General features: G+C 41.2%; 17 protein-coding genes and 1 pseudogene. 2 read left to right on the forward strand and 16 right to left on the reverse strand.

Translation table 11 applies throughout. The features are described from left to right. Window positions 1-319: 319 nt before the first annotated feature. The 13 genes and pseudogenes from ACFQ1X_RS05075 to ACFQ1X_RS05135 form a co-directional block, all read right to left on the reverse strand. Window positions 320-1,300, reverse strand: a complete 981-nt coding sequence (locus ACFQ1X_RS05075; RefSeq protein WP_144836806.1) for a thymidylate synthase — start codon at window positions 1,298-1,300, stop codon at window positions 320-322. 65 nt (window positions 1,301-1,365) lie between these two features. Continuing rightward, complete coding sequence (locus tag ACFQ1X_RS05080; RefSeq protein ID WP_144836809.1) at window positions 1,366-1,938, reverse strand: hypothetical protein; 573 nt, start codon at window positions 1,936-1,938, stop codon at window positions 1,366-1,368. 2 nt (window positions 1,939-1,940) lie between these two features. After that, the gene (locus ACFQ1X_RS05085; protein WP_144836811.1) at window positions 1,941-3,884 is read right to left on the reverse strand and encodes a site-specific integrase; all 1,944 of its coding nucleotides are present in this window, start codon (window positions 3,882-3,884) and stop codon (window positions 1,941-1,943) included. A gap of 2 nt (window positions 3,885-3,886) precedes the next feature. After that, window positions 3,887-5,701, reverse strand: coding sequence for a site-specific integrase (locus ACFQ1X_RS05090; RefSeq protein WP_144836815.1), 1,815 nt, complete (start codon window positions 5,699-5,701; stop codon window positions 3,887-3,889). After that, window positions 5,701-6,825 (reverse strand): tyrosine-type recombinase/integrase, encoded by a 1,125-nt coding sequence (locus ACFQ1X_RS05095; RefSeq protein WP_144836818.1) that lies wholly within the window; start codon window positions 6,823-6,825, stop codon window positions 5,701-5,703. Before ACFQ1X_RS05095 ends, ACFQ1X_RS05090 begins: the two co-directional genes overlap by 1 nt. 628 nt (window positions 6,826-7,453) lie before the next feature. After that, a pseudogene (locus tag ACFQ1X_RS05100) lies at window positions 7,454-8,119 on the reverse strand (thymidylate synthase); the annotation flags it as partial. Between the two features lie 72 nt (window positions 8,120-8,191). Beyond that, window positions 8,192-8,785, reverse strand: coding sequence for a YpjP family protein (locus ACFQ1X_RS05105; RefSeq protein WP_144836821.1), 594 nt, complete (start codon window positions 8,783-8,785; stop codon window positions 8,192-8,194). Window positions 8,786-9,060: 275 nt separating this feature from the next. Next, on the reverse strand, window positions 9,061-9,834 hold the full coding sequence (locus ACFQ1X_RS05110) for a class I SAM-dependent methyltransferase (RefSeq protein WP_144836824.1): 774 nt from the start codon (window positions 9,832-9,834) through the stop codon (window positions 9,061-9,063). Next, window positions 9,834-10,268 (reverse strand): BrxA/BrxB family bacilliredoxin, encoded by a 435-nt coding sequence (locus ACFQ1X_RS05115; protein ID WP_144836828.1) that lies wholly within the window; start codon window positions 10,266-10,268, stop codon window positions 9,834-9,836. Before ACFQ1X_RS05115 ends, ACFQ1X_RS05110 begins: the two co-directional genes overlap by 1 nt. A gap of 102 nt (window positions 10,269-10,370) precedes the next feature. After that, window positions 10,371-10,670: a hypothetical protein gene (locus ACFQ1X_RS05120; protein ID WP_144836831.1), complete on the reverse strand. Its 300-nt coding sequence runs from the start codon at window positions 10,668-10,670 to the stop codon at window positions 10,371-10,373. Between the two features lie 162 nt (window positions 10,671-10,832). Next, window positions 10,833-11,966, reverse strand: a complete 1,134-nt coding sequence (locus ACFQ1X_RS05125; RefSeq protein WP_144836834.1) for a conserved virulence factor C family protein — start codon at window positions 11,964-11,966, stop codon at window positions 10,833-10,835. Window positions 11,967-12,290: 324 nt separating this feature from the next. After that, window positions 12,291-14,174 (reverse strand): ABC-F family ATP-binding cassette domain-containing protein, encoded by a 1,884-nt coding sequence (locus ACFQ1X_RS05130; RefSeq protein WP_144836837.1) that lies wholly within the window; start codon window positions 14,172-14,174, stop codon window positions 12,291-12,293. Then, window positions 14,171-14,806 (reverse strand): HD domain-containing protein, encoded by a 636-nt coding sequence (locus tag ACFQ1X_RS05135; RefSeq protein WP_144836839.1) that lies wholly within the window; start codon window positions 14,804-14,806, stop codon window positions 14,171-14,173. The genes ACFQ1X_RS05130 and ACFQ1X_RS05135 overlap by 4 nt, the downstream gene beginning before the upstream one ends. A 153-nt stretch (window positions 14,807-14,959) precedes the next feature. Here ACFQ1X_RS05135 and ACFQ1X_RS05140 point away from each other — a divergent pair, with 153 nt between their 5' ends. Continuing rightward, entirely contained in the window at window positions 14,960-15,169 is a 210-nt protein-coding gene (locus tag ACFQ1X_RS05140) for a cold-shock protein (RefSeq protein WP_144836842.1), read from the forward strand. Between the two features lie 62 nt (window positions 15,170-15,231). On the opposite strand, the gene ACFQ1X_RS05145 is transcribed toward ACFQ1X_RS05140, so the two are convergent. The 3 genes from ACFQ1X_RS05145 to ACFQ1X_RS05155 form a co-directional block, all read right to left on the reverse strand. Further along, window positions 15,232-17,190, reverse strand: coding sequence for a hypothetical protein (locus ACFQ1X_RS05145; RefSeq protein ID WP_144836845.1), 1,959 nt, complete (start codon window positions 17,188-17,190; stop codon window positions 15,232-15,234). A 19-nt stretch (window positions 17,191-17,209) separates the two neighbouring features. Further along, window positions 17,210-18,436, reverse strand: coding sequence for an ATP-grasp domain-containing protein (locus ACFQ1X_RS05150; protein ID WP_144836848.1), 1,227 nt, complete (start codon window positions 18,434-18,436; stop codon window positions 17,210-17,212). 269 nt (window positions 18,437-18,705) lie between these two features. Further along, on the reverse strand, window positions 18,706-18,900 hold the full coding sequence (locus ACFQ1X_RS05155) for a zinc-finger domain-containing protein (protein WP_144836851.1): 195 nt from the start codon (window positions 18,898-18,900) through the stop codon (window positions 18,706-18,708). A 148-nt stretch (window positions 18,901-19,048) separates the two neighbouring features. Here ACFQ1X_RS05155 and ACFQ1X_RS05160 point away from each other — a divergent pair, with 148 nt between their 5' ends. Next, window positions 19,049-19,738, forward strand: a complete 690-nt coding sequence (locus ACFQ1X_RS05160) for a queuosine precursor transporter (protein WP_144836854.1) — start codon at window positions 19,049-19,051, stop codon at window positions 19,736-19,738. Window position 19,739 lies beyond the last annotated feature (1 nt).

A 19,739-nucleotide genomic window follows, 5' to 3' on the forward strand; every position in this document is an offset into this window, starting at 1 on the left:
TCTATAAGGCGACTTCTTAACTTCTTTTTAATTTTAATTTTTCAACTTGTTTTGCTAAATGAAACTTCCGCAATTGCGACTCCAAATTTATTTCTATATGACTTTAAGAACTTTGCACAACAATAAAAACAGACATCCAATTGCAGTGGCAGTTGGATGTCTGTTCTATGCTCCCATAAAGAAGGTTTAAGTCATAACTGATCTCATTAAATTTATTAAGTTGCCGCACTACTACATGGCAACCAATGTATTACTGCTTGGAATCAGGTTTTATTTAACCAACTCAAAAATCGATTTTAATCAGATTCATTATTCTGGTTTAAACCGCTATTGGCGCTTTTATAGAAGGATGTGGATTATACCCTTCAATCGTTAAATCCTCCATCTCGATATCAAAGACCGAGTGCTTGTCTGGATTAATTTTTAATAGCGGGAGTTCACGTATATCGCGTGACAATTGCTCTTTCACTTGTTCGATGTGATTTGAATAGATATGAGCATCGCTAAGGCTATATACCAATTCCCCGACTTCCAAATCACATTCCCTAGCGATTAAATATGTAAGCAACGCATACGACGGGATATTGAAATTTGCACCAAGGAACGAATCTGCACTGCGCTGGATTAAGTGACAACTCAACTTACCGTTTGCTACATAAAATTGGAACATTACATGGCAAGGCGGCAAAGCTGCTTTACTTCCTTTAGCACCAGCGTTAACCACATCTTCTGGGTTCCAAGCATTCACGATCAAACGACGGGAATCTGGGTTTGTTTTTATTTGGTTAATAACATCTTTTAACTGATCGATCGACTCGCCTGTTGAAGCCGTCCAGTTGCGCCATTGTTTCCCATATACATTCCCTAAATCGCCAAACTTCTCTGCGAAACTGTCATCGGTTAGTATACGCTCACAGAAGGCTTTCATTTCAGCTTTATATACTTCATTGAATTCTGCATCAACCAAGCATCGGTTACCGAAATCCGTCATGTCTGGACCGTTATATTCGTCTGATTCAACCCACTTCTTAAAGGCCCATTCATCCCAAATATGGTTATTGTGCTGAAGTAAATAGCGGATATTGGTATCCCCTTTTATAAACCATAATAATTCGCTTGCAATCAAACGGAAGGGCGTGCGCTTTGTTGTGAATAAAGGGAACCCTTGCGATAGATCAAAGCGCATTTGATAACCAAATACACTGAGTGTACCTGTGCCAGTTCGATCTTCTTTTTTCACACCATTGTCAAGGATATGTTGTAAAAAATCCAAGTAGGTTTGTTCTGATTTATTTGGCATTTCACTTCACTCCTTTATTTTTTCACCTCATACATTATAGCGGAAAAAATCGACTTTTGTAGACTCTAAGTCAGTTTTTTTATTTTATCTCTTAAGTTTTTCAATTCCTCTTGCAAAGCAGTATTCATAGTCGTTTGTCTTTCCATAGCTTTTCTTAGTAGTTTGTTCTCCCGATCAACTTCTTCGAATTTCAAAAACCACTTTGCTGATTCCTTCTTACTTAATACAATCTCACGTTCTAATTTTTTAATACTTTCCTCTTCGGTAATAACAGCTGTCAATTCTACTGGAACTGATTTTTCTTTCTGAATTAACAAGATCAGTCTTTCACGTGCTTCATTAACCCATAGAAAGCGCTGAGGTTGTCTTAGTGTGTTTCTGTCACAGTTTGCCGTGCGTGCTAATTCAGACCATCCTGCGAGCCTTACTGAGGGATTAGGAGTTGCTTTTATTACCTTTTCGATTTCGATGAGAGCCATTCGAATATCACAGTTCTTCTTCCAAAACAAATACTGATTTTCCATTTTTAACTTATCTGTCAAATCAGTTTCTTCGTAGACACGGTCTTGCTCTTCAATCCATTGCAACTGGGGATTTTTTTCTAATTCTTGCTGAATTTTTAAAGGGAGTTTCCACATTCTTAGTCCCTACTTCCATGTTGGAAATGATTGATTACATACTCAGCGCGCTTTAGAACTTCTTTTAATTCAAGCTCCATGTAGTTAAATTGATCATCCTCCAGTTTAGTAACCGTGTCCTGATGGACCTTTTTCCAAATTGGCAGCTTCGATTTTGGAATAACCGCATTACCGCAATCAACTGGATTGCATTTTAGTTGACCTATGCACGGCGGTGGTTGTTTCGTTCCGTCTTCTAACACAATATCTTTTCTTCCTCCACAGAATCCAAGGCCTACGTCCAAGAAGGGCAGCGATTGATTTTTCAAATCTGTAATGATGTCATCAATTTCAGCATCGTCTACCATCAGACCTTGGAAATATTCCTTCTTCCTTTTGGTGAATTCATTTGCGTTCCTCCCGCCTGCTACAATAGCATTCGGGTGATAGATTTCTTGAATTAGTTCTTCTTTGGCTCCATGATATTGTTTAGCGGAATTTAAAATTTCATTACTGATTCCACCGTATCCAAGGGTTACATTACTTGTGCGGTTATAAGCAACGACGGCAGCGTTTATGTGTTTCAAGTGATAACTAATATACGGCAATCCCAAGCGCCCTCGGATAAGCTGTCGGGCAAGTGTATGGCGCAACCGATGAATTGTAATTTTATGGTCTGGTTGTCCAGCATACTTCAACAAAGTATCGTTTCTCTCTTTCGATGTTTCTAAATAAAGATTTAAAGCCTCCGAGATTGCATTCGGACCCATAGGAAGATCTTTTTGATTTAAATAGACGGTTCTTAATGGTGATACAATATACGAATTGAATGTAAAACGTTGAAATTGTTCTAACACTTCTACTGCATCTCGAACAATTGGAATTGCTACCCATTCGTCAACATCTGTTGGCAGCAAGTCACTTTTGTGCTTTATGACTGTCCCCTTTATTACGTACACATCCTTTCTTTTCAAAATACAGTTTCCTTTTAAAGAAATTAATTCGCTGTAACGAACTCCTGTGAAAAGTAAGATGGCTAAAATGGCAGCCCTCTGTCCATTTATCATTTCTTCATAGAACGCTTGAACAGATATACCATATTTTCTTTTGAAATTAATACGGATAGTTTTCGTATTGGCTTGCCTGGTACCCCTTTTTAATGCGTATTCCCTGTCTTGTGTACGCATCTTAATATAATCTTCAAAAGCATTCGCCACATCAAATCCATACGCTTTCTTATCAATTTCTGTCAGCATATTAGGTGTTACTTTTGAATGCACATTTAATTTCATGCTTTTTTTAAACGAAATAATGTCAATTGTAACTTGCTTGATAAGCGTCATATATAATTCATCTTCAATAGGTGTCGAAGAAACTTCTTTCACATCACTCTTGGGTAAATTGACTATATTTAATGTTTTTACATCAGCCGTATTCCATTTGACTCGATGTATCAAGTATTTCTGAATTAAGGGGTTTGATAGATATTTTAGAAGACGTTTAACATCTGCAACACGTGTTGAGTGTATGGGTATTTTTTCGAAATCCTTTAATGACAACTCACCAAAACAAGTAGCAAACATAAACGAATGGGCATTAACTTCTTTTTGTTGCGATATGATTATTTCTTCAACAACACTGCCCATTTTCTTGATCATTAAGGAAACGGTATTGATTTTTAGACTGTTATGCTTTGTTGCATTTCTTTTGAAGATTTCAGGCACAAATAGCAAAAGATAGGTAAGAACTTTTAAGTCACTCACAAAACCATCGCCGATTGCTTCTGCCATAGAGTCCCAATTAAACTTCAGTTTTGAGACGCTTACTGAATTTCTCCGCTCGTTAGCATTTGAAGAGAAATCCCATTCGCCATCTCCAAATTTGCATTCATTTGTAAGATACGTATTTTCATCGATACGGGCAGTGGCGGCTAAGAAGTCTTGTACATCGATTATTTGCAATTCCATATTCACGTCTCCATTTCCGCTCTGTACGTAACTGGATCGACTAATTCATCTAAATTTTCGGCTAGCATCTGAGCCTCTAAAATGTCCTCTTCGCTGAACTCCGAGGTCTGCAAGTCAAATAAAGCTTTAATGATATCAAGGGTTTTAAGATAATACTGTTCATTCGGTAATGCCGCACTTTGTGTTCCCATTGCTGTTTCAATCTGGCGCTTATACATCCATAAGGAAGGCAGATTACGTTTGAACACTAAAACGTTTTCACAAAACAAACACATGTTCACTCTGCTACAACCCTTTCCTTGCTGATAGTCTTTCAGTTTCTTTACATCCTCAGGCGGGTCAAATGGATTTTTGCAGTCACTTAGGTACCCTTTAAATATGACACCCTTACTTCTTGGTGTTTGAGCGTATTTCACTTCATTCGCTTCAGCCCAAGCCTTATTTGAAAAAATTTTCTCGATGGCACTGCTTGTTTCTGTATTGGCTTTCGCATTAAGTTTGTTTCTATCGATGTAACCCATCGTTGTAACAATGTTTTTATGACCGAGTTCATACTGAAGTTCGTGAAGGTCTGCACCTTGATAAATTAATTTGGTTGCATTCGTTGCTCGAAAACGCCTTAAGTTAAAATTTAACGCTTCACCCTCGTCATTTTTTAACTTATATTTCATTTCCATAGTTTTATACCAACGGGATGTGACTCTATTGTTCACCTCCATAGTTTTACCGAATTTAGCCCCCGAAGTACTTTGGAATATAAAAAGCCTGTCCTTCAAATGTGTTGGCGCATTTAATCGAATCGACTCTGTCAATGACTTCGTTAATTTTATGATGTTCTGAATACTTTTTACTTGGTCTTGTCTAAATTCTCGCAATTCCAATTTCTCATTATCTTGGTACATATTTAGATGTAATTCTTTTTCACCTGCACTGCGACCCTTATAATACTTTAGAACGGGTACACCCGAAAGTGGATTTTTGTCTTCAAAACAGTCCACTTTTAACTCTAAAATTGATTGAACGTTTAGACCTGTTTGCATTGTGAGTTGAGCTACAAGTGGCATAATAAGCTCTGAGTCGATAAGCGGGGGAACTCCCCATTTTTGGTAAATACCTCGTAACCCATTTAAATGGTGATAGTATCTAAAAGGAGCAATATCAACATAAAATTTATGATTTCTTTTGTTTTCAGGTGTGCTAAGTATCGGTTCCAAATGGAGAACGTTTTCGAAGTACCAACGCATATTATCGATATCTGCCCAAGAATTATCTTTTTTTCGAGGGTCTTTACCTATCCCAGTGAATTTATAGCCATCGCGACTATATACTCGACGAACATAGGTCAGTTCTTCTTTGACCGCTATTTTAATTTGCTCCATTTCAAAGTTACTATAAGCAATATTCATGTCTGTTTCTCTGCCAGCTTGACCAAAATTAACATCAAAGAGATTATCAAAAGATGTATAACCTAGAACAATCGCTTCGTTAATTACGGTTCGAATCGCACTGACAATTGTAAGGAGTGAATATGAACTTATATAACCTGCTTGATTTTTTATGTTTACTTTATCAACGTATTTTTTCAAGTTTAATAAAGCAAATTCATTCCAATGTTTATCCAAATAAAAAAAGCTGCTTATTTCTAAATCTTCATCGTAATTATGTGTATCAGATAAAAACTTTTTGTAATAAGTCAGCGCGGTCGAATAATTATCCTTTGTGTTCTTGTTCATTTTTGTATCAGCAATCAAATGAAATATAAAATCGACTTGAGCATATGGATTTTCAGCTGTCGGTTGGGGCAGTATTCGTTTCATTAAGAACGACCTCGCTTTTCTCTATGATTTTTCATCGGCAAATATGTCCGTTCATAAATATATTGAGATTCTTCAAAACGATATAATATATTATGGTCTTTGTTCTTTGCTTGCAGATTCTTTATCGCTGCTGGAGGGATATGTGCGTAAATCTCGGTCGTCTTAATGTCATTATGACCAAGTGCATCACGTACAATGACAAGCTTGTTTATAAAATCAGTGTCAAACTCGCTCATTAAAACTGAAACAGCAAAAGAGTGTCTGAACTTGTGGGCAGAATACTTTTTGGTTTCTAATCCACCCCTTTGTGCTGTTTTATACAGCAGATTTTTAATTGCATTCTCTGTCAAAGGAACTCCTTTTATATTTAAAAAACAAGGCATGTCAGCCCCGTATTTTCTTGAGCTTTTCCTATACAATGGGTGCTGTTTATGTAATCGGTTGATTCTCATCACCATTGCCTTGCTAATGAATGTCTTTCGTTCTTTGATCATCCCTCCTCTGCCTTTGCTCCCATGAATATCTATATCAAAGTACATTGTATCTTCACTGAAATCTTTTAACTTCGGCAAGTCACTCATCTTCAATCTACTAACTTCAGAGATTCTGATTCCAGAGTCAAATAAAAAATGAATGAGACAACGTTGACTCTCATCATGCAACAAGTTTATAAACTCGACTATTTCTTCTATCGTTAAATATTTCGGTATCTTTCTGGAGGGAGTAGGACTTTTATATCGATGGTTTGCATAACCATTATTCTTCCGAACGCAACCAGCTTCTTCTGTTGTAAGCCATGTCATAAGTTCTTTAATAATCGCTTCACGATTTCGAATTGTTGATTCGCTTAGTCCCTTATCTTTTAATAACTTCAAATATTCACTGATAGTAATGCCATCAATAACCGCGAGTAAAACGTCCACCGATTCCTTGAAATGTTTTTCTAAATAATTAACGAAATACTTTAGAACCTTAGCATAGTGCTTAATTGATGCCTCACTGTATCTTAAACTTCGGTTATTAATTGATAATAGAAATTTCGTCGGCAATTGCACTACTTTTAGTTTTTTATCAAGAAATACATAGTAAATCTTTTTTTGATTCTCATATAGGACTAGTTCCATAATGCACCTCCAAACAAAATATATTTGAATTTTCAGTCTTTAATTCGCAAAATACAGACCTTTTAAACACTCACATATCTGTTGATTTGTCGGTAAATTATCTTTTTAGTAAAGAACTCGTAATCGTAGCTATCGAACTAAATATATATCGTTGTTTTTTAGATGTAGCTGATAACTTTCTCTGACTTTAGTCATCATATTTTTCATGAGTTTAGCGATATCAACTGGTACGCTAACTGCTATTGTTCGATTGCAAGTATGAACTCCCCTTATCCGATAGAAGTAAGTTAAATGTATTCAGATAGACTGTTCCACTAACTACAATTATAAGAACTCCTGTTCTCATTTTTATTATAAAGGAAGCTCACTGTATCTTCAATACTTATAAAATTCGCCGTTGTTTCAAATCCTTATCAATCGTACTATTAGCTTTCTAATCTTTATACTTTTTTTATTCCACAAGACTATGGATAAGTTTTTTCAATTCTTAATGGAATCCCTTTCCATCCCCCAAAACCAAAAATATATATTTACATATAATAATTTTAAAACTCTATTCAAACTATTTTCACTAAATAATCTCAATAGAACTTTATAAGTATTCATCAACTTTGTTTAGCTACCGAAAAAGAAAAACATCCGCGCTGCGCTGATACAGCTGGCAAGATAATTTCCCGTCAGCTACATAGAATTGAAACATTATATGGCAAGGGGGTAAAGCCATATCATCCACAAATTCGGGATTCCAGGCCGTGACCAGATGGCGCCTTGAATCCGGATTTTTCTTAATGGATTCAATAACATTCTTCAATTGGTCAATCGTGCCACCGTCCGTCGTCTGCCATGAGCGCCATTGTTTGCCGTAGACCGGTCCCAGATCTCCATATCTTTCAGCAAAAGGCGGATCTTCAAGAAGCCTTACCTGGAATTTCGCCATCTCATGTTTATAGAGTACAGCAAATTCTTCATCCTTTTGGGCGCGGCGCCCGAAATCAGTCATATCTGGCCCGTGATATTCCTTACTGGATACCCATTGGCTGAAAGCCCACTCGTCCCAGATGTGGTTGTTATCTTCGATTAACGTTTTTACATTCGTATCGCCATTGATGAACCACAGCAGCTCGGAAACTATCAAACGGAATGCTGTTTTTTTGGTCGTCATCAACGGGAATCCTTCCGCGAGATCGTAGCGCATCTGGTAACCGAACACACTCAGTGTTCCTGTACCTGTACGGTCATCTTTTGTTGTTCCGTTTTCCAGTATATGCTCACAAAGATCCAAATATTGTTTCATCACATTCGCCTCCATTATATGATTAATCATAACAAAAATATTCACAAAAAAACCGTTATAAATATAACGGTTTTAAGAAAGCCATTTCGGTGGAGTATTTTTGGACCAATAGATATCGCCCAAAGTTATATGCTGCTGAAAATCGTCTTCCTCCAAATGATAATGGAAATTAAAATAATAGCCTTCAATCGGTTTTTTCTCAGTTCTTACATGAAAACGGATTTTGTCCTTATTGGTTTCGGTGTTGAAAATATGAAAAATCTTTTCTGAATGGTCGCCCGAAGGTTTTTGTGAAATAGCAAGCTTGCGCAAACTGTCCTTATCCACTTGAGCAAGATGTAAATCGATTGCCCGTTGGATATTCGGCAAAATCACAGTCTTGAATTCATCTTCGATTACAGGGCCAATACGTGAACCGAATTTCATATATGACTGCTGTTCCGCAGTCTGATGGACCGTGTCCAGGATAGTCGGAGTATTATAATAGAGCTCGGATGGATCTGGCCAATCATATGTAATTTGAGTATTCCGACTTTTTTCGGCGTGGGTTTTTAGTTCAGCCTTTTCCTCGAGCAGATTTTCCCAGATCGTGTGGTTGGGAGGTATCGTACCGAGACTCAGGACAGCTACTGCGACCACCAGCGATTTTCGCCACCAATTTTTCATCACAATCACCCTCTATTTCGAACAATTTGTAAATATCTCTCGTTAATTTGACGATTTACAATGGTAAAGGTTTCATCTTCTTGAGTTTCATTGTACAATAAAAACAGCTAAGACGCGCTTTTTTTTGAAAAAGGAGGAAATATTTTATGGATGCTTCAATCCTGATCGGCCTAGGTCTCCTGGTAATGTTAGTGTACTTGACATCTTTAAGCTTTACCGACTAAAATTCAATCTTTTTAAAGCCCTTCCTGATTATCAGGAGGGGCTTTTGTCATTCATGTAAACTTAATTACACCGTAATGGAATTTCGTATTTGGGCGGACGCGCCTGGTAAAACCGAATTTTTCGAAATCCTGTGAACGGAAATGGGCTTTCAATACCACTGCTTTTCTTGCAGCTCTTTTCGCTGCCTCCATCCATTCATCTGTCAGCTGCCCTCTGTGGGCGCTGCTGCGAATGGAAGAGAAGTTTGAAGCTTCCTTAATTTCTTCTGTGAACATCGGATCCATATAAATGACATCGAAAGAGTCTTCATCCAGCGTATTTAAATAGGCGATCGAATCCACCGCCCGCACTTGGATCCTTTTCATCGCTGCCGTCAGATGTGGCATTGAATTGTATCGTTGAAGGCCTTTACCAATGACGTAGGCGATGTTCGGGTTGCTTTCACAGCCGACGATTCTGCCGGTCGGACCGACATGCTGTGAAACTGTAATTGCATCTGATGCCATTCCAAGTGTGCAATCCAAAAAGCTGTCGCCCTCTTCCAGTCCTGAAATTTCGATTAGCGGATCTGATGCCAATGGACGTTTTGTGCGGAAAGCCGCTGAATTCGGGTGAAAAAAGAACGGCTCCGCCTTACCCATAGGGTAAAGCTCAAGCCGTTCGTTTAATGCCACCAGGATATCCGCTTGTTCATCGGCATGCATTCTCTCGACCGAACGTTTATTGCGAACAATAAAAGGGATTTCCAACTCCACAGCAATCTTCTCGGCTTCTGCAAGTATTTTTGCAGTCGGCCGGTATGCTGTTGTGACAATTGTTTTCATTATTCTGCTACCTGTTCAAGAGCCTGTACAAGATTGTCACGAATTTCTTCGACTGAGCGATCTTCAATCTGCTTACGCGGAATAAAATGCGCCAGCTGACCGTCTTTTAAAACAGCAATCGAAGGTGATGATGGCAGCACATCTTCAAAGTAACTGCGCATCTGTGCGGTCGCCTCTTTATCCTGGCCAGCGAACACCGTCACTAAATGATCCGGTTTTGCTGCAGTTTTGTTCAAACCTTCAATTACTCCAGGACGAGCGAGTCCTGCCGCACAGCCGCATACAGAATTAATGACAGCAAGTGTAGTGCCGCTTGTCTCGCTGATGTGGCCATTCACGTCATCCGCCGTCAGCAATTCCTTAAATCCCTGATCTGTTAATTCCTTGCGCATTGGTACAACAATGCCTTTCATATACTCATCGTATGCATTCATATGGCTAACCACCTTATATTATTATTGCACTCTCTTTACAGCAGAGTGTTCCCTATTTTCATTCTAACGGAAACTTAAGGTGATTTCATGCAAAACAGGTTATCAGTATTTCGGGTATTCGTTATTGATGTAATCGAGAAGATCCCCGAATTGGTTTGCGTCGTACCATTCATAAGGCACTTGCTGATCGACATTGCCGTCTTCCTTGATTTTCAGGCTGGTCGCTGATAATTGCAAAATGCTTGAATCATCGACATCATCACTCTTTTCCTTGATCGCATGTTCCTGATATCGGTCCATTATTTTTTTGAACAGTTCATCCCGCGCCACTTCGTTCTTAAATTCCCATGATTCATACTTACCCTGGCTGATTACCTCGATTGAAAATATGTTTCCTTCCATAATTTATCCCTCCTCCAAATGTTGAACAAAATAAATGCTGTTTCAGATGGTAATACCTCATTCGAAGCCTATGGAAACATATGGACAGACTCTGCCCGCGAATAATGGCCATAAAAAAACCAGCGGCTCCCATTGCCGCTGGCTATCATAGATGGATTCAATTTATTTTTGATCTTTCATCGCCTGGCGCGCTTCGGTCATCTGCTTCCAGACAGAACCTTCCGCTTCTTCGCCTTGTTCGATTCTGGCAATTGCCATCTTCACCTGAAGTTTCACTTCAAATTCCGGATCATTTTCAGCCTCGTGAAGCGCAGGCAGCGCAGCTGCTGTCCCCGTTTCATAAAGGAACATGGCAGCCCGCCAGCGTACCAGCTTGTTTTTATCTTTTAATGTTTCAATCATGATCGGTTCGAACTCTTCAAAGCCCAGATCGCTTATCGTATCTCCGGCAGTCCGGCGAACCGCCCAGCTCTTGTCTTTCATCGCCCGTTCGATAAGCGGCACAACCACTTTATCACCGACATCTCCAAGGTAGATCGCAGCCTGGCGGCGAATCGACATCTTCTCGTCATCGAGTGCTTTGTCCAGCAACGGCAGATCGTCCTTGTCGGCTTCAATCATCTGGTCGAGCAATTGGAATCTGGTTTCCCATTCAGGCACATCAAATTCCTCGACCGACACTTTGCGGCCGCGGGAAACGGCTTCCTGTTTTTCAGCATCTTTTGTTTGGGTCAAGGCATCCAGACGCTCCTGTGGGTATGCGGCTTCAATTTCTTCGACCACACTTTTGCCTATTTCGTCTTTTTCACCGTAACGGACACCATAATCAGCCCATTTGCGCTGCAACAGGTAGTTTTCTTCAGTCGGGTCCATGACGATGCTCATTGCGGTGACAAAACGTTCGGGCATGCCGAAACGTTCTTCGGAGCTATTGTCAAAAACCTTTACCTGCAAGGGAATGCCTTTGAATTCCTGCACGTGTACATATACTTCCCCGTAATGTTCATCCAATTCAATTTCCTGTTCCGTGTTTTCACTGTCTTCGCCAAGCGCCCGTCGAACGTCCGCCAGGATATTCTCCCAGCCAAATTTGGCATTGCGTTCCACTGCCAGAAAATCAGCTACGTGGTATACGCCTTTCACGCCTTCAATTGACAGGATGTTCTGAATTTCCTTTGGTGCCTCTTCTTTTTTGTCCTGGCTGTAATTATGGCTCTTCCCAAACGGCAATTCCTGGTCTATTATCACTTTCATCGTATTCGGGCTTGGTGTCGGTTCAATCGTCTTGATCTTCACAAAAATCCCTCCTGTTTAAATAAAAATCTATTGTATCTGATATTCCGCAAAACAGCTTGCTTGCCTGGGGGCTCGCGTCGAATAAATTCAAGACATGTGCTCCTGCATCGCTGCGCTGCTTCGTCGCAAAGCGTCGGCCGAACTACCTTCGGCCAACACTTCGCTGTTTTGCTCCATATCTCTAGAGAGTGCTCTGAGCACCGTTGCGTACTAGGAACAACCCTGGGCTGACAGAGCAAAAAGCCGAGTTTTTCTCGGCTTTTTCCAAAGTCACGAAGCGGTATATTTGTACTGATTCTATAATTTAGTTAATAAAGTATATATTTATCCCTCAGCAATTTCCTGGAGGTACGTCCAGCGGTCGAGTTTAGCGTCGTATTGCGCTGTCAGTTCATCGACTTCAGCCGTCAGTTTACGCAGTTTATCGTAATCTGCTCCAGCTGCTGCGATTTCTTTTTCATGTTCTTCAATTTTTGATTCCAACTCGGAAATATCTTCCAGAATCGTATCAAATTCCTGCTGTTCTTTATAGCTCATTTTCTTTTTTGTTTCAGTTTTCGGTTTTTCCGGCGTCAATGCCTCCACCGGAATTTTGGTTTCGGTCGTTGCCGCGGGTTGCTTTTCTTTAATGAATTCTGAGTACAGACCCTGGTATTCTTCAATTCGGCCAGTGCCTGTTGTCCAGAGTTTATGGGCAATCCGGTCAAGGAAGAAACGGTCATGCGAAATTGTCAGCACGACACCCGGAAATTGTTCGAGGAAATCTTCCAGAACTCCCAATGTCTGAATATCAAGGTCGTTTGTCGGCTCATCCAAAAGAAGGATATTCGGCTGTTCCATCAATAATTTCAACAGGTACAGTCGCTTCCGCTCTCCGCCGGACAATTTGCCGATTTGTGTACCGTGGCCGTTTGACGGAAACAGGAAACGCTCGAGCATTTGTGTTGCGGACAGACGAACCCCTTTTTCGGCTTCGTAATCATTGGAAATTTCCTGGATATATTCAATCATCCGCTGGGACTCGTTCATTTCCGGCAAATGCTGCGTGAAATGGGCAATCTTAACTGTGCTGCCGTATTCAAGCTTGCCTTCCGTCGGTTCGTATTCCCCAGCAATCAATTTCATCAGCGTGGATTTCCCCGCTCCGTTCGGCCCGACGATTCCAATCCGGTCCCCTCCTTGTAAAAGGAAGTCAAAACCGTTGAAAATCTGCTTGTCGCCAAAAGACATGCCGACATTTTCACCTTCGATGATTTTCTTGCCGAGTCGCTGGCTCTGCATCGATAGTTCGAGTGATGTATGGTCATTTTCCTTATGGACATTTTCTTTAATTTCGTCAAAGCGCTGAATTCTGGCTTTCTGTTTGGTCGAGCGGGCTTTCGCGCCGCGGCGGATCCATTTCAGCTCAGAGCGGAAACGGTTTTCGAGTTTATGCTGGGAAGCGGCCGCCGTCTCTTCACGCACGGCACGGTTCTCCAAATAATCTCCATAATCCCCTTTATGCGTGTACATGGTCTGGTCAGCGATTTCAAAAATATGTGTTGATACCGTATCCAGGAAGTAACGGTCATGCGTTACAAACAGCATTGCCGAATTCATGCGCAGCAGGGTTTCCTGCAACCATTCAGTGGAAATGGCATCCAGATGGTTGGTCGGTTCATCCAGAAGGATCAAATCGGCCGGCTCGATAAGCGCTTTGGCAAGTGCCACACGTTTACGCTGGCCACCAGACAATTCACCGATTGACTGATCGAACATATCGATGCCGAGTTTCATCAGTGCAGTTTTTGCCAGCGCATTGATGTCCCAGGCATTTTCACGTTCCATACCTTCCTGGATTTTCATCAATTCTTCCTGAAGTTCTGTAGAACTGGAATCCGTCATCATATTTTTCAACGCTTCTTCGTATGAGCGGTTCAATTGAAGAATCGGTGATTCACCGGAGAAAACCGTTTCAAGCACTGTCAGCGATTCATCAAATTCCGGATCTTGTTTTAAATAGGTGATTTCATACTTTTTCGGGTGGTCCATTGATACCGAATCCGCATCCATCTCGCCTGCGATTATCGACATGAGAGTCGACTTCCCGGTTCCGTTGACGCCGATCAAGCCGGCACGGTCTCCCGGGTATAATGAAAATTCAACATTTTTGAATAAAGTCTTTGCTCCAACCGTTTTGGTCAGTTTCGTCATATTTAAGTGGCTCATGCATTACCATCCGTTTCTTTTTTAAGTTGCTCTAAAAAGGATAGCATAAATTGATGCCGTTCATCAGCTATTTGCTTCCCTGTCTCCGTAGTCATCCTGTTTTTCAACAGCAGCAGCTTCTCATAGAAATGGGTTGTGCTGCTGGTCGGTATGTTTCGATATTCCTCTTCGGTCATGCCGCTTCTCGGCAATTCCTCCCAATCATACAATTTGCGGCCTTTTGCTCCGCCATAGGCAAATGCCCTTGCAATCCCTACAGCGCCGATAGCGTCCAGACGGTCCGCATCCTGGACAATCATCGCTTCAATGCTTGACGCTGCTTCTCCGTTGCCGCCCTTATAGGACACCTGGCGGATAATGTCCGCAATTCGAGTCTTGATTGTTTCTGAAAGTCCGAGAGATTCAAGAATTTCTTTCTCGGGGTCTTCGCCCTGCTTTTTGTATTTGGGGTCAGACACGTCATGCAGCAGAACTGCCAGTTCAACCAGTATAGCATCCGCCGCTTCATGCTCCATAATCCGCTCTGCATTTGCAAGGACCCGTTCGATATGCTGCCAGTCATGGCTGGCATCGAATGTATCATATATTGCTTTGACTTGTGTTCTGCATTTATCGATTATCTGCTCTGTCATTTTTCCGCTCCTCTATCTGTAAATATTAGGTAATAAATTTTATCATTCACGGGTGAAATTGACGAGTTGGCGGGCTTCCTGTATAGTATAAGCCATCCATTACTACTATATTAATGGTACCACGAAAGTACTCAATACCGAGGGGGAACGTGCATGCACCAAGGAATAGTGAAATGGTTTAACACGGAAAAAGGTTATGGTTTTATTGAGTATAATAATGGCGATGATGTATTCGTCCACTTCACCGGCATCAAAGGTGAAGGCTTCCGCACTTTGCTGGAGGGAAAACCCGTCTCATTCGAAATTATTGATGGAAATCGTGGTCCGCAAGCCGCAAATGTAATTCAACTGGACTCAGAATAAATAGAAAATATTTAATCTCATAAAAAAAGCAGAAACGGATTTCCCGTTTCTGCTTTTTTTGATTACATCCAGGTATACGTTTTACCCCAGCTTTCCCTGGATAATTTTTCGATTCTTTCCACATCTGCATCTTCCACCATATACGTATCTCCCTGCTCATAAGGATTGTAGTGGAAAGCATACATCCGGGCGGTGAATTGATGGAATGGCAAGGAGCTTTCGCCTTCGAGTTCGCCTTTGCCCTGAACACTTGTTTCAATTCCCTGGCCCCAATTTTGGCCGCTGTCATTATTCGGATTGTAGAAGTAAACCCGGTATTCTCCAGCGGGATCTTCATCAATCCGCTGAATTGAAACGGCATGGAGTCCGAGAAGATTGCCGTGCACATTCGTGATGTAAATGCCGACAGGATTCGGATAAATCATTTCATAACCTTCGTTGTATTCTGGGTGATGTGTCGCATAAAACAAGCGCACAAATGCTTCGTAATCGGTGACAAAGCCTGTAAGAGGATCAATGATGTTAACAAAACCACGCTGGATCCATTCGCCATAAAATTCGGGATTTACCCATTTATGTCCGTCTTCGCCGCGAAATGCCGACTTTTTCATCATTTCGTTATAGATTTTATCAAGATGCGGCACAAGCACACTTGAAACCGGATCCAGTTCATGATGGATTTCTTCGGCGACTCCGCCCACTATGGCATTTGAATGAATCGGCACACCTTCAAAAGTCATGTCAATATCATTTTCACGGACTGCCCGCGCAATATATTCGAGCAATTGCCCAATTCCATGCTGTGCCCATAACGAAAGGGCTCTCGCCGATTGGCAGGTAGGATTAAGTCCCTGGCCAATTCCGAGCGGTTGACCAAGAACGCTGATGACGCCTCCGACCAAAACTCCATTTGGCGTAATTCCCGCTTTGCGGTATTCACTTTTCATGATCATTTTCCGGACATCGGGATGAAAATCAATTTCAAATAACCTTCTGAGTGCCGGCAAAATCGGATCTTGCGCCAAAATTCCCCGGTCCAGCATACGGGTTAAGCCGTAGATCACTTTACTTGTCGCAGGATGGACAGCAATTTGGATTACATCACGGATCAGATCGGAATTAGCGTTATAACTTGCAATCCCCATTTCTGTAAGTCCCAGAGCTTCAGGCACCAGGTCCGGATACCTGCGGTTTAAGTGGCGCAAAAGAATCGCATGGGCAGGAGCAACAAGCCCAGTAGCTTCCATTGACTCTCTGAATATAGTAGCTTCAGCCAACAAAGATTGCTCATCCATTTCTGTCAGTTTTTTCTGGTATTCTTTTAAATTTGTTACTTCTTCAGTCAAAGGCGTTGGAGCAGAAACAGCTTTTTCAAATGACAGCAATTTATTTTTCGTACTTTCTTCAATGTCCTCATCCAGCATTTGAACGGCAGTTTCAATCATTTTGATAATGCGTTCCACCATGATGGGACGTTGTACGGTCAACCGTTCAATTTCTTCCACCAATTTATCCGCTACTGCTTTATAAGAGAGCTTGTTGCCAAGAAAACGAAAAAGCCGTTCTCCCCGTTCTATATGTTCTCCTCCTGCAACTCGAGCTTCTTCAGTTTCAGGCGGAAACAGAAAATCAAGATTAAGCGCCAGAACTTCATTGAGAAATGCGTAAGCTTCCTCTGGCGGCACTTCTTCATGTTCATAAAACCCTTCAATTATGGAAAGCATCCGCAACTCGCTCATCAGCTCGACTACTGAGTTAACCCCTTTGATCTTTAATGAGCCACCGACGAACGGAGCTTCCAGGCTGGTCGCATCGGACCATGGGCCGCCGTGGAACACACCGGCTTCATCAAATTTTGGTGCAAACCCATATAAAGTCTCTATTCCATCATCGGTCGAAGCCAGTTCCTGGGCTATTTGAAAAACCTCAGTCTGATACATGCTTTTCGCAAAAGGTTTAGCTTCTCCCAATGTATTCAGTGCTTTTTGAAATCTCTCTTTAACTGCTGATTCAGTTGCCATATCCATTCCCCCATTATGTTTAATTATAGAAATCGTAGTTTTCATATTGCTCCAGCAATTCTTTCATGCGCTCACTATCTTCCCCGAAAAAGAAAATGGTGCCGTAATGATTGCCGAAGCCGACCCGTTCAGCGACTTTGGATGTCACTGGAATGAACAGGTCGTGTTTATCGAAATAGCTGTCATTCTTCAATTCTTCCGGAATTTCCAGTTTTTCTACAAGACGTACACGTGGATAAACCATCAAACTTCCTGCATAGCCTTTTGCTGATGTCACTTCTTCAGGGAAAAATTCATCCAGCTCTTCCTGTGTCGTATCCGGGTCGCTGCACAGGATCTGTGCCTGGAACGCGTTGAATCCATACGCTCTTTCTATCAAATCAAAAATATGTCCGCCGGGCACGCGTGCTGCGACCTCACCAAAATTGATCGTTCCATCGTGGGAAATGAAGTATTCGGGATGGATGACACCATATTTTATTTCAAAAGCATCAACCAGTTTTTGGATTTGGTTCTGGATTTGTGGACGCCATTCTTCGAGTGCGGGTGACGCCGGAACAAAATTCGAATGTCCAAGCTTCACATATTCGGTAATATTGAGGAATTGAATCTTGCCATTATGAATAAATGCTTCACACGAGAATTCCTGGCCGTCCAAATGGCTTTCCATAAGATAAGGAAATTCCATTTCGCCCATCATATCAATATCAGCGGCATCCCGGATCATCATATGGCCCACTGTGCCCGCTTTGTTTAATGGTTTTATGTGAATTGGATCATTAAGATCCCCGTCAATCTTTATCAAAGCATCATTTACACGTTTTAAAAATCTATGGATGTCATCTTTCGAGTTGGCTTCTTCAAAAACTCCTACACGAATACCTGCCATTTGGGCTTTCCGCTTCATCAGCCCTTTATCGCGGAGAAGAAGCGAACGGTTAAAAGCGCGTGGATCATCAAATAATCGGGCATTCAAGGCCCCAGCCCACTCCACTGTTTCCTCATAAATAGGGACTGCCACTTTTGTATCCATTTCTTTCAGGCGCTGATAAAGTTCTTCGGAGCCTTCATTCAGCCGGTCAAAGTCCCATGCAATAAAATTAATATCATTTTCATCCGCAAACCCCTGGAAATCCGGTGGACCTACTACAACATAGGGGCGGTTCAATTTATCCACTGCCTCTATCGCTGGCAGGCTCCAGCCCAATATAGCTGTCAATTGTCCTTGATTGGTCGTATTCGTCATTAATCAACACTCCTTTAGCAATATTTCAAAATACTAATAAGTATACTATTTCCTATACCGGAATTTTCCAAACATTTTACATGACTAAGGAATCAGTAATAATCTCCGACAATGTTGCTATAACAGTTTTTTGACATTAATAAATAATTATTTGCCAAATTAACTTTTAGACTGAATAAATAATGTTCATGATAAGGGAAACGACGTTATTTATTTTGTATATAAAAAAGCCCGGCACAAATTAAGAATTCGCACCGGACACCTTCGCTTTATTTGGTTGTTCCTGTTTTATTCAACTCATTGCCTAAGAACTGCAGTTGGGTGCCGATGGTGCAATTGCTGATGCAGAACCGATGGGCAGCTGTCTTGCCCTGGTCTTTACGGATTTGCGTCCTCACGAAACAACCCTCGCAATACGTATTTAACATTTCGTCTATTTCATTGATGATTGATAATTTATTCACAAAGTCACCTCTTATAAAATTGCCGTTTCATCATTTTACTACTTGTTTGTTTTTTATACCAACAATAGTTATACTATCAAAGGATAATTTTCACTTTTTCAAGCGGTTCGTGAACTCCCGCTCTATCAAAACTAAGGAGGAACATATTTTGTTTAATGAGTTTTTAGGCTTGGGCTTTGTCCTGGCCAATTTTATAATGCTGCTTGTCATGTATAAATTTTTCGGTAAAGCAGGATTATTCGCCTGGGTCGCCATGTCCACCATTCTGGCGAATATCCAGGTCACCAAAACGATTGAAATTATCGGATTGACGGCTACGCTGGGTAACAGCCTTTATGCGTCCACTTTTTTGGCGACAGATATCCTGAATGAAAAGTACGGTAAAAAAGAAGCAAAAAAAGCTGTTTGGCTAGGTTTCTTTTCTCTGCTCGTCATGGTCATCGTCATGCAATTCGGCTTGAAGTTTATCCCCGATGACAGTGATTTTGCCCACGGTTCTTTAGAAACTATTTTCGGCCTGGTACCGCAGATTGCCATCGCCAGCATGATTGCCTATCTGGCAAGCCAGCACATCGATGTAATGATCTTCTCTGCTCTGCGGAAATTATTTCCGAAAGACAGCCAGTTCTGGATCCGCAATAACGGTTCCACCTTATTGAGCCAATTGCTCGATACACTGATTTTCACCAGCATCGCATTTTACGGTGTCTTTCCTTTTGATGTCTGGCTGCAAATTTTCATTTCAACTTACGTTCTCAAATTTATCGTGTCGCTTCTTGATACACCATTTGGTTATCTCGCAAAATGGATCACACCGATTGATGAAAAGAAGGTGTAGC

The organism is Metaplanococcus flavidus, from assembly GCF_042675885.1.
GTDB lineage: Bacteria > Bacillota > Bacilli > Bacillales_A > Planococcaceae > Planococcus > Planococcus flavidus.

Excerpts from the sequence above, each read along its gene's own strand:
- ACFQ1X_RS05075 (WP_144836806.1), bottom strand. The coding sequence starts at position 1,300 with ATGCCAAATAAATCAGAACAAACCTACTTGGATTTTTTACAACATATC.
- ACFQ1X_RS05080 (WP_144836809.1), bottom strand. The coding sequence starts at position 1,938 with ATGTGGAAACTCCCTTTAAAAATTCAGCAAGAATTAGAAAAAAATCCC.
- ACFQ1X_RS05085 (WP_144836811.1), bottom strand. The coding sequence starts at position 3,884 with ATGGAATTGCAAATAATCGATGTACAAGACTTCTTAGCCGCCACTGCC.
- ACFQ1X_RS05090 (WP_144836815.1), bottom strand. The coding sequence starts at position 5,701 with ATGAAACGAATACTGCCCCAACCGACAGCTGAAAATCCATATGCTCAA.
- ACFQ1X_RS05095 (WP_144836818.1), bottom strand. The coding sequence starts at position 6,825 with ATGGAACTAGTCCTATATGAGAATCAAAAAAAGATTTACTATGTATTT.
- ACFQ1X_RS05105 (WP_144836821.1), bottom strand. The coding sequence starts at position 8,785 with ATGAAAAATTGGTGGCGAAAATCGCTGGTGGTCGCAGTAGCTGTCCTG.
- ACFQ1X_RS05110 (WP_144836824.1), bottom strand. The coding sequence starts at position 9,834 with ATGAAAACAATTGTCACAACAGCATACCGGCCGACTGCAAAAATACTT.
- ACFQ1X_RS05115 (WP_144836828.1), bottom strand. The coding sequence starts at position 10,268 with ATGAATGCATACGATGAGTATATGAAAGGCATTGTTGTACCAATGCGC.
- ACFQ1X_RS05120 (WP_144836831.1), bottom strand. The coding sequence starts at position 10,670 with ATGGAAGGAAACATATTTTCAATCGAGGTAATCAGCCAGGGTAAGTAT.
- ACFQ1X_RS05130 (WP_144836837.1), bottom strand. The coding sequence starts at position 14,174 with ATGAGCCACTTAAATATGACGAAACTGACCAAAACGGTTGGAGCAAAG.
- ACFQ1X_RS05135 (WP_144836839.1), bottom strand. The coding sequence starts at position 14,806 with ATGACAGAGCAGATAATCGATAAATGCAGAACACAAGTCAAAGCAATA.
- ACFQ1X_RS05140 (WP_144836842.1), top strand. The coding sequence starts at position 14,960 with ATGCACCAAGGAATAGTGAAATGGTTTAACACGGAAAAAGGTTATGGT.
- ACFQ1X_RS05145 (WP_144836845.1), bottom strand. The coding sequence starts at position 17,190 with ATGGCAACTGAATCAGCAGTTAAAGAGAGATTTCAAAAAGCACTGAAT.
- ACFQ1X_RS05150 (WP_144836848.1), bottom strand. The coding sequence starts at position 18,436 with ATGACGAATACGACCAATCAAGGACAATTGACAGCTATATTGGGCTGG.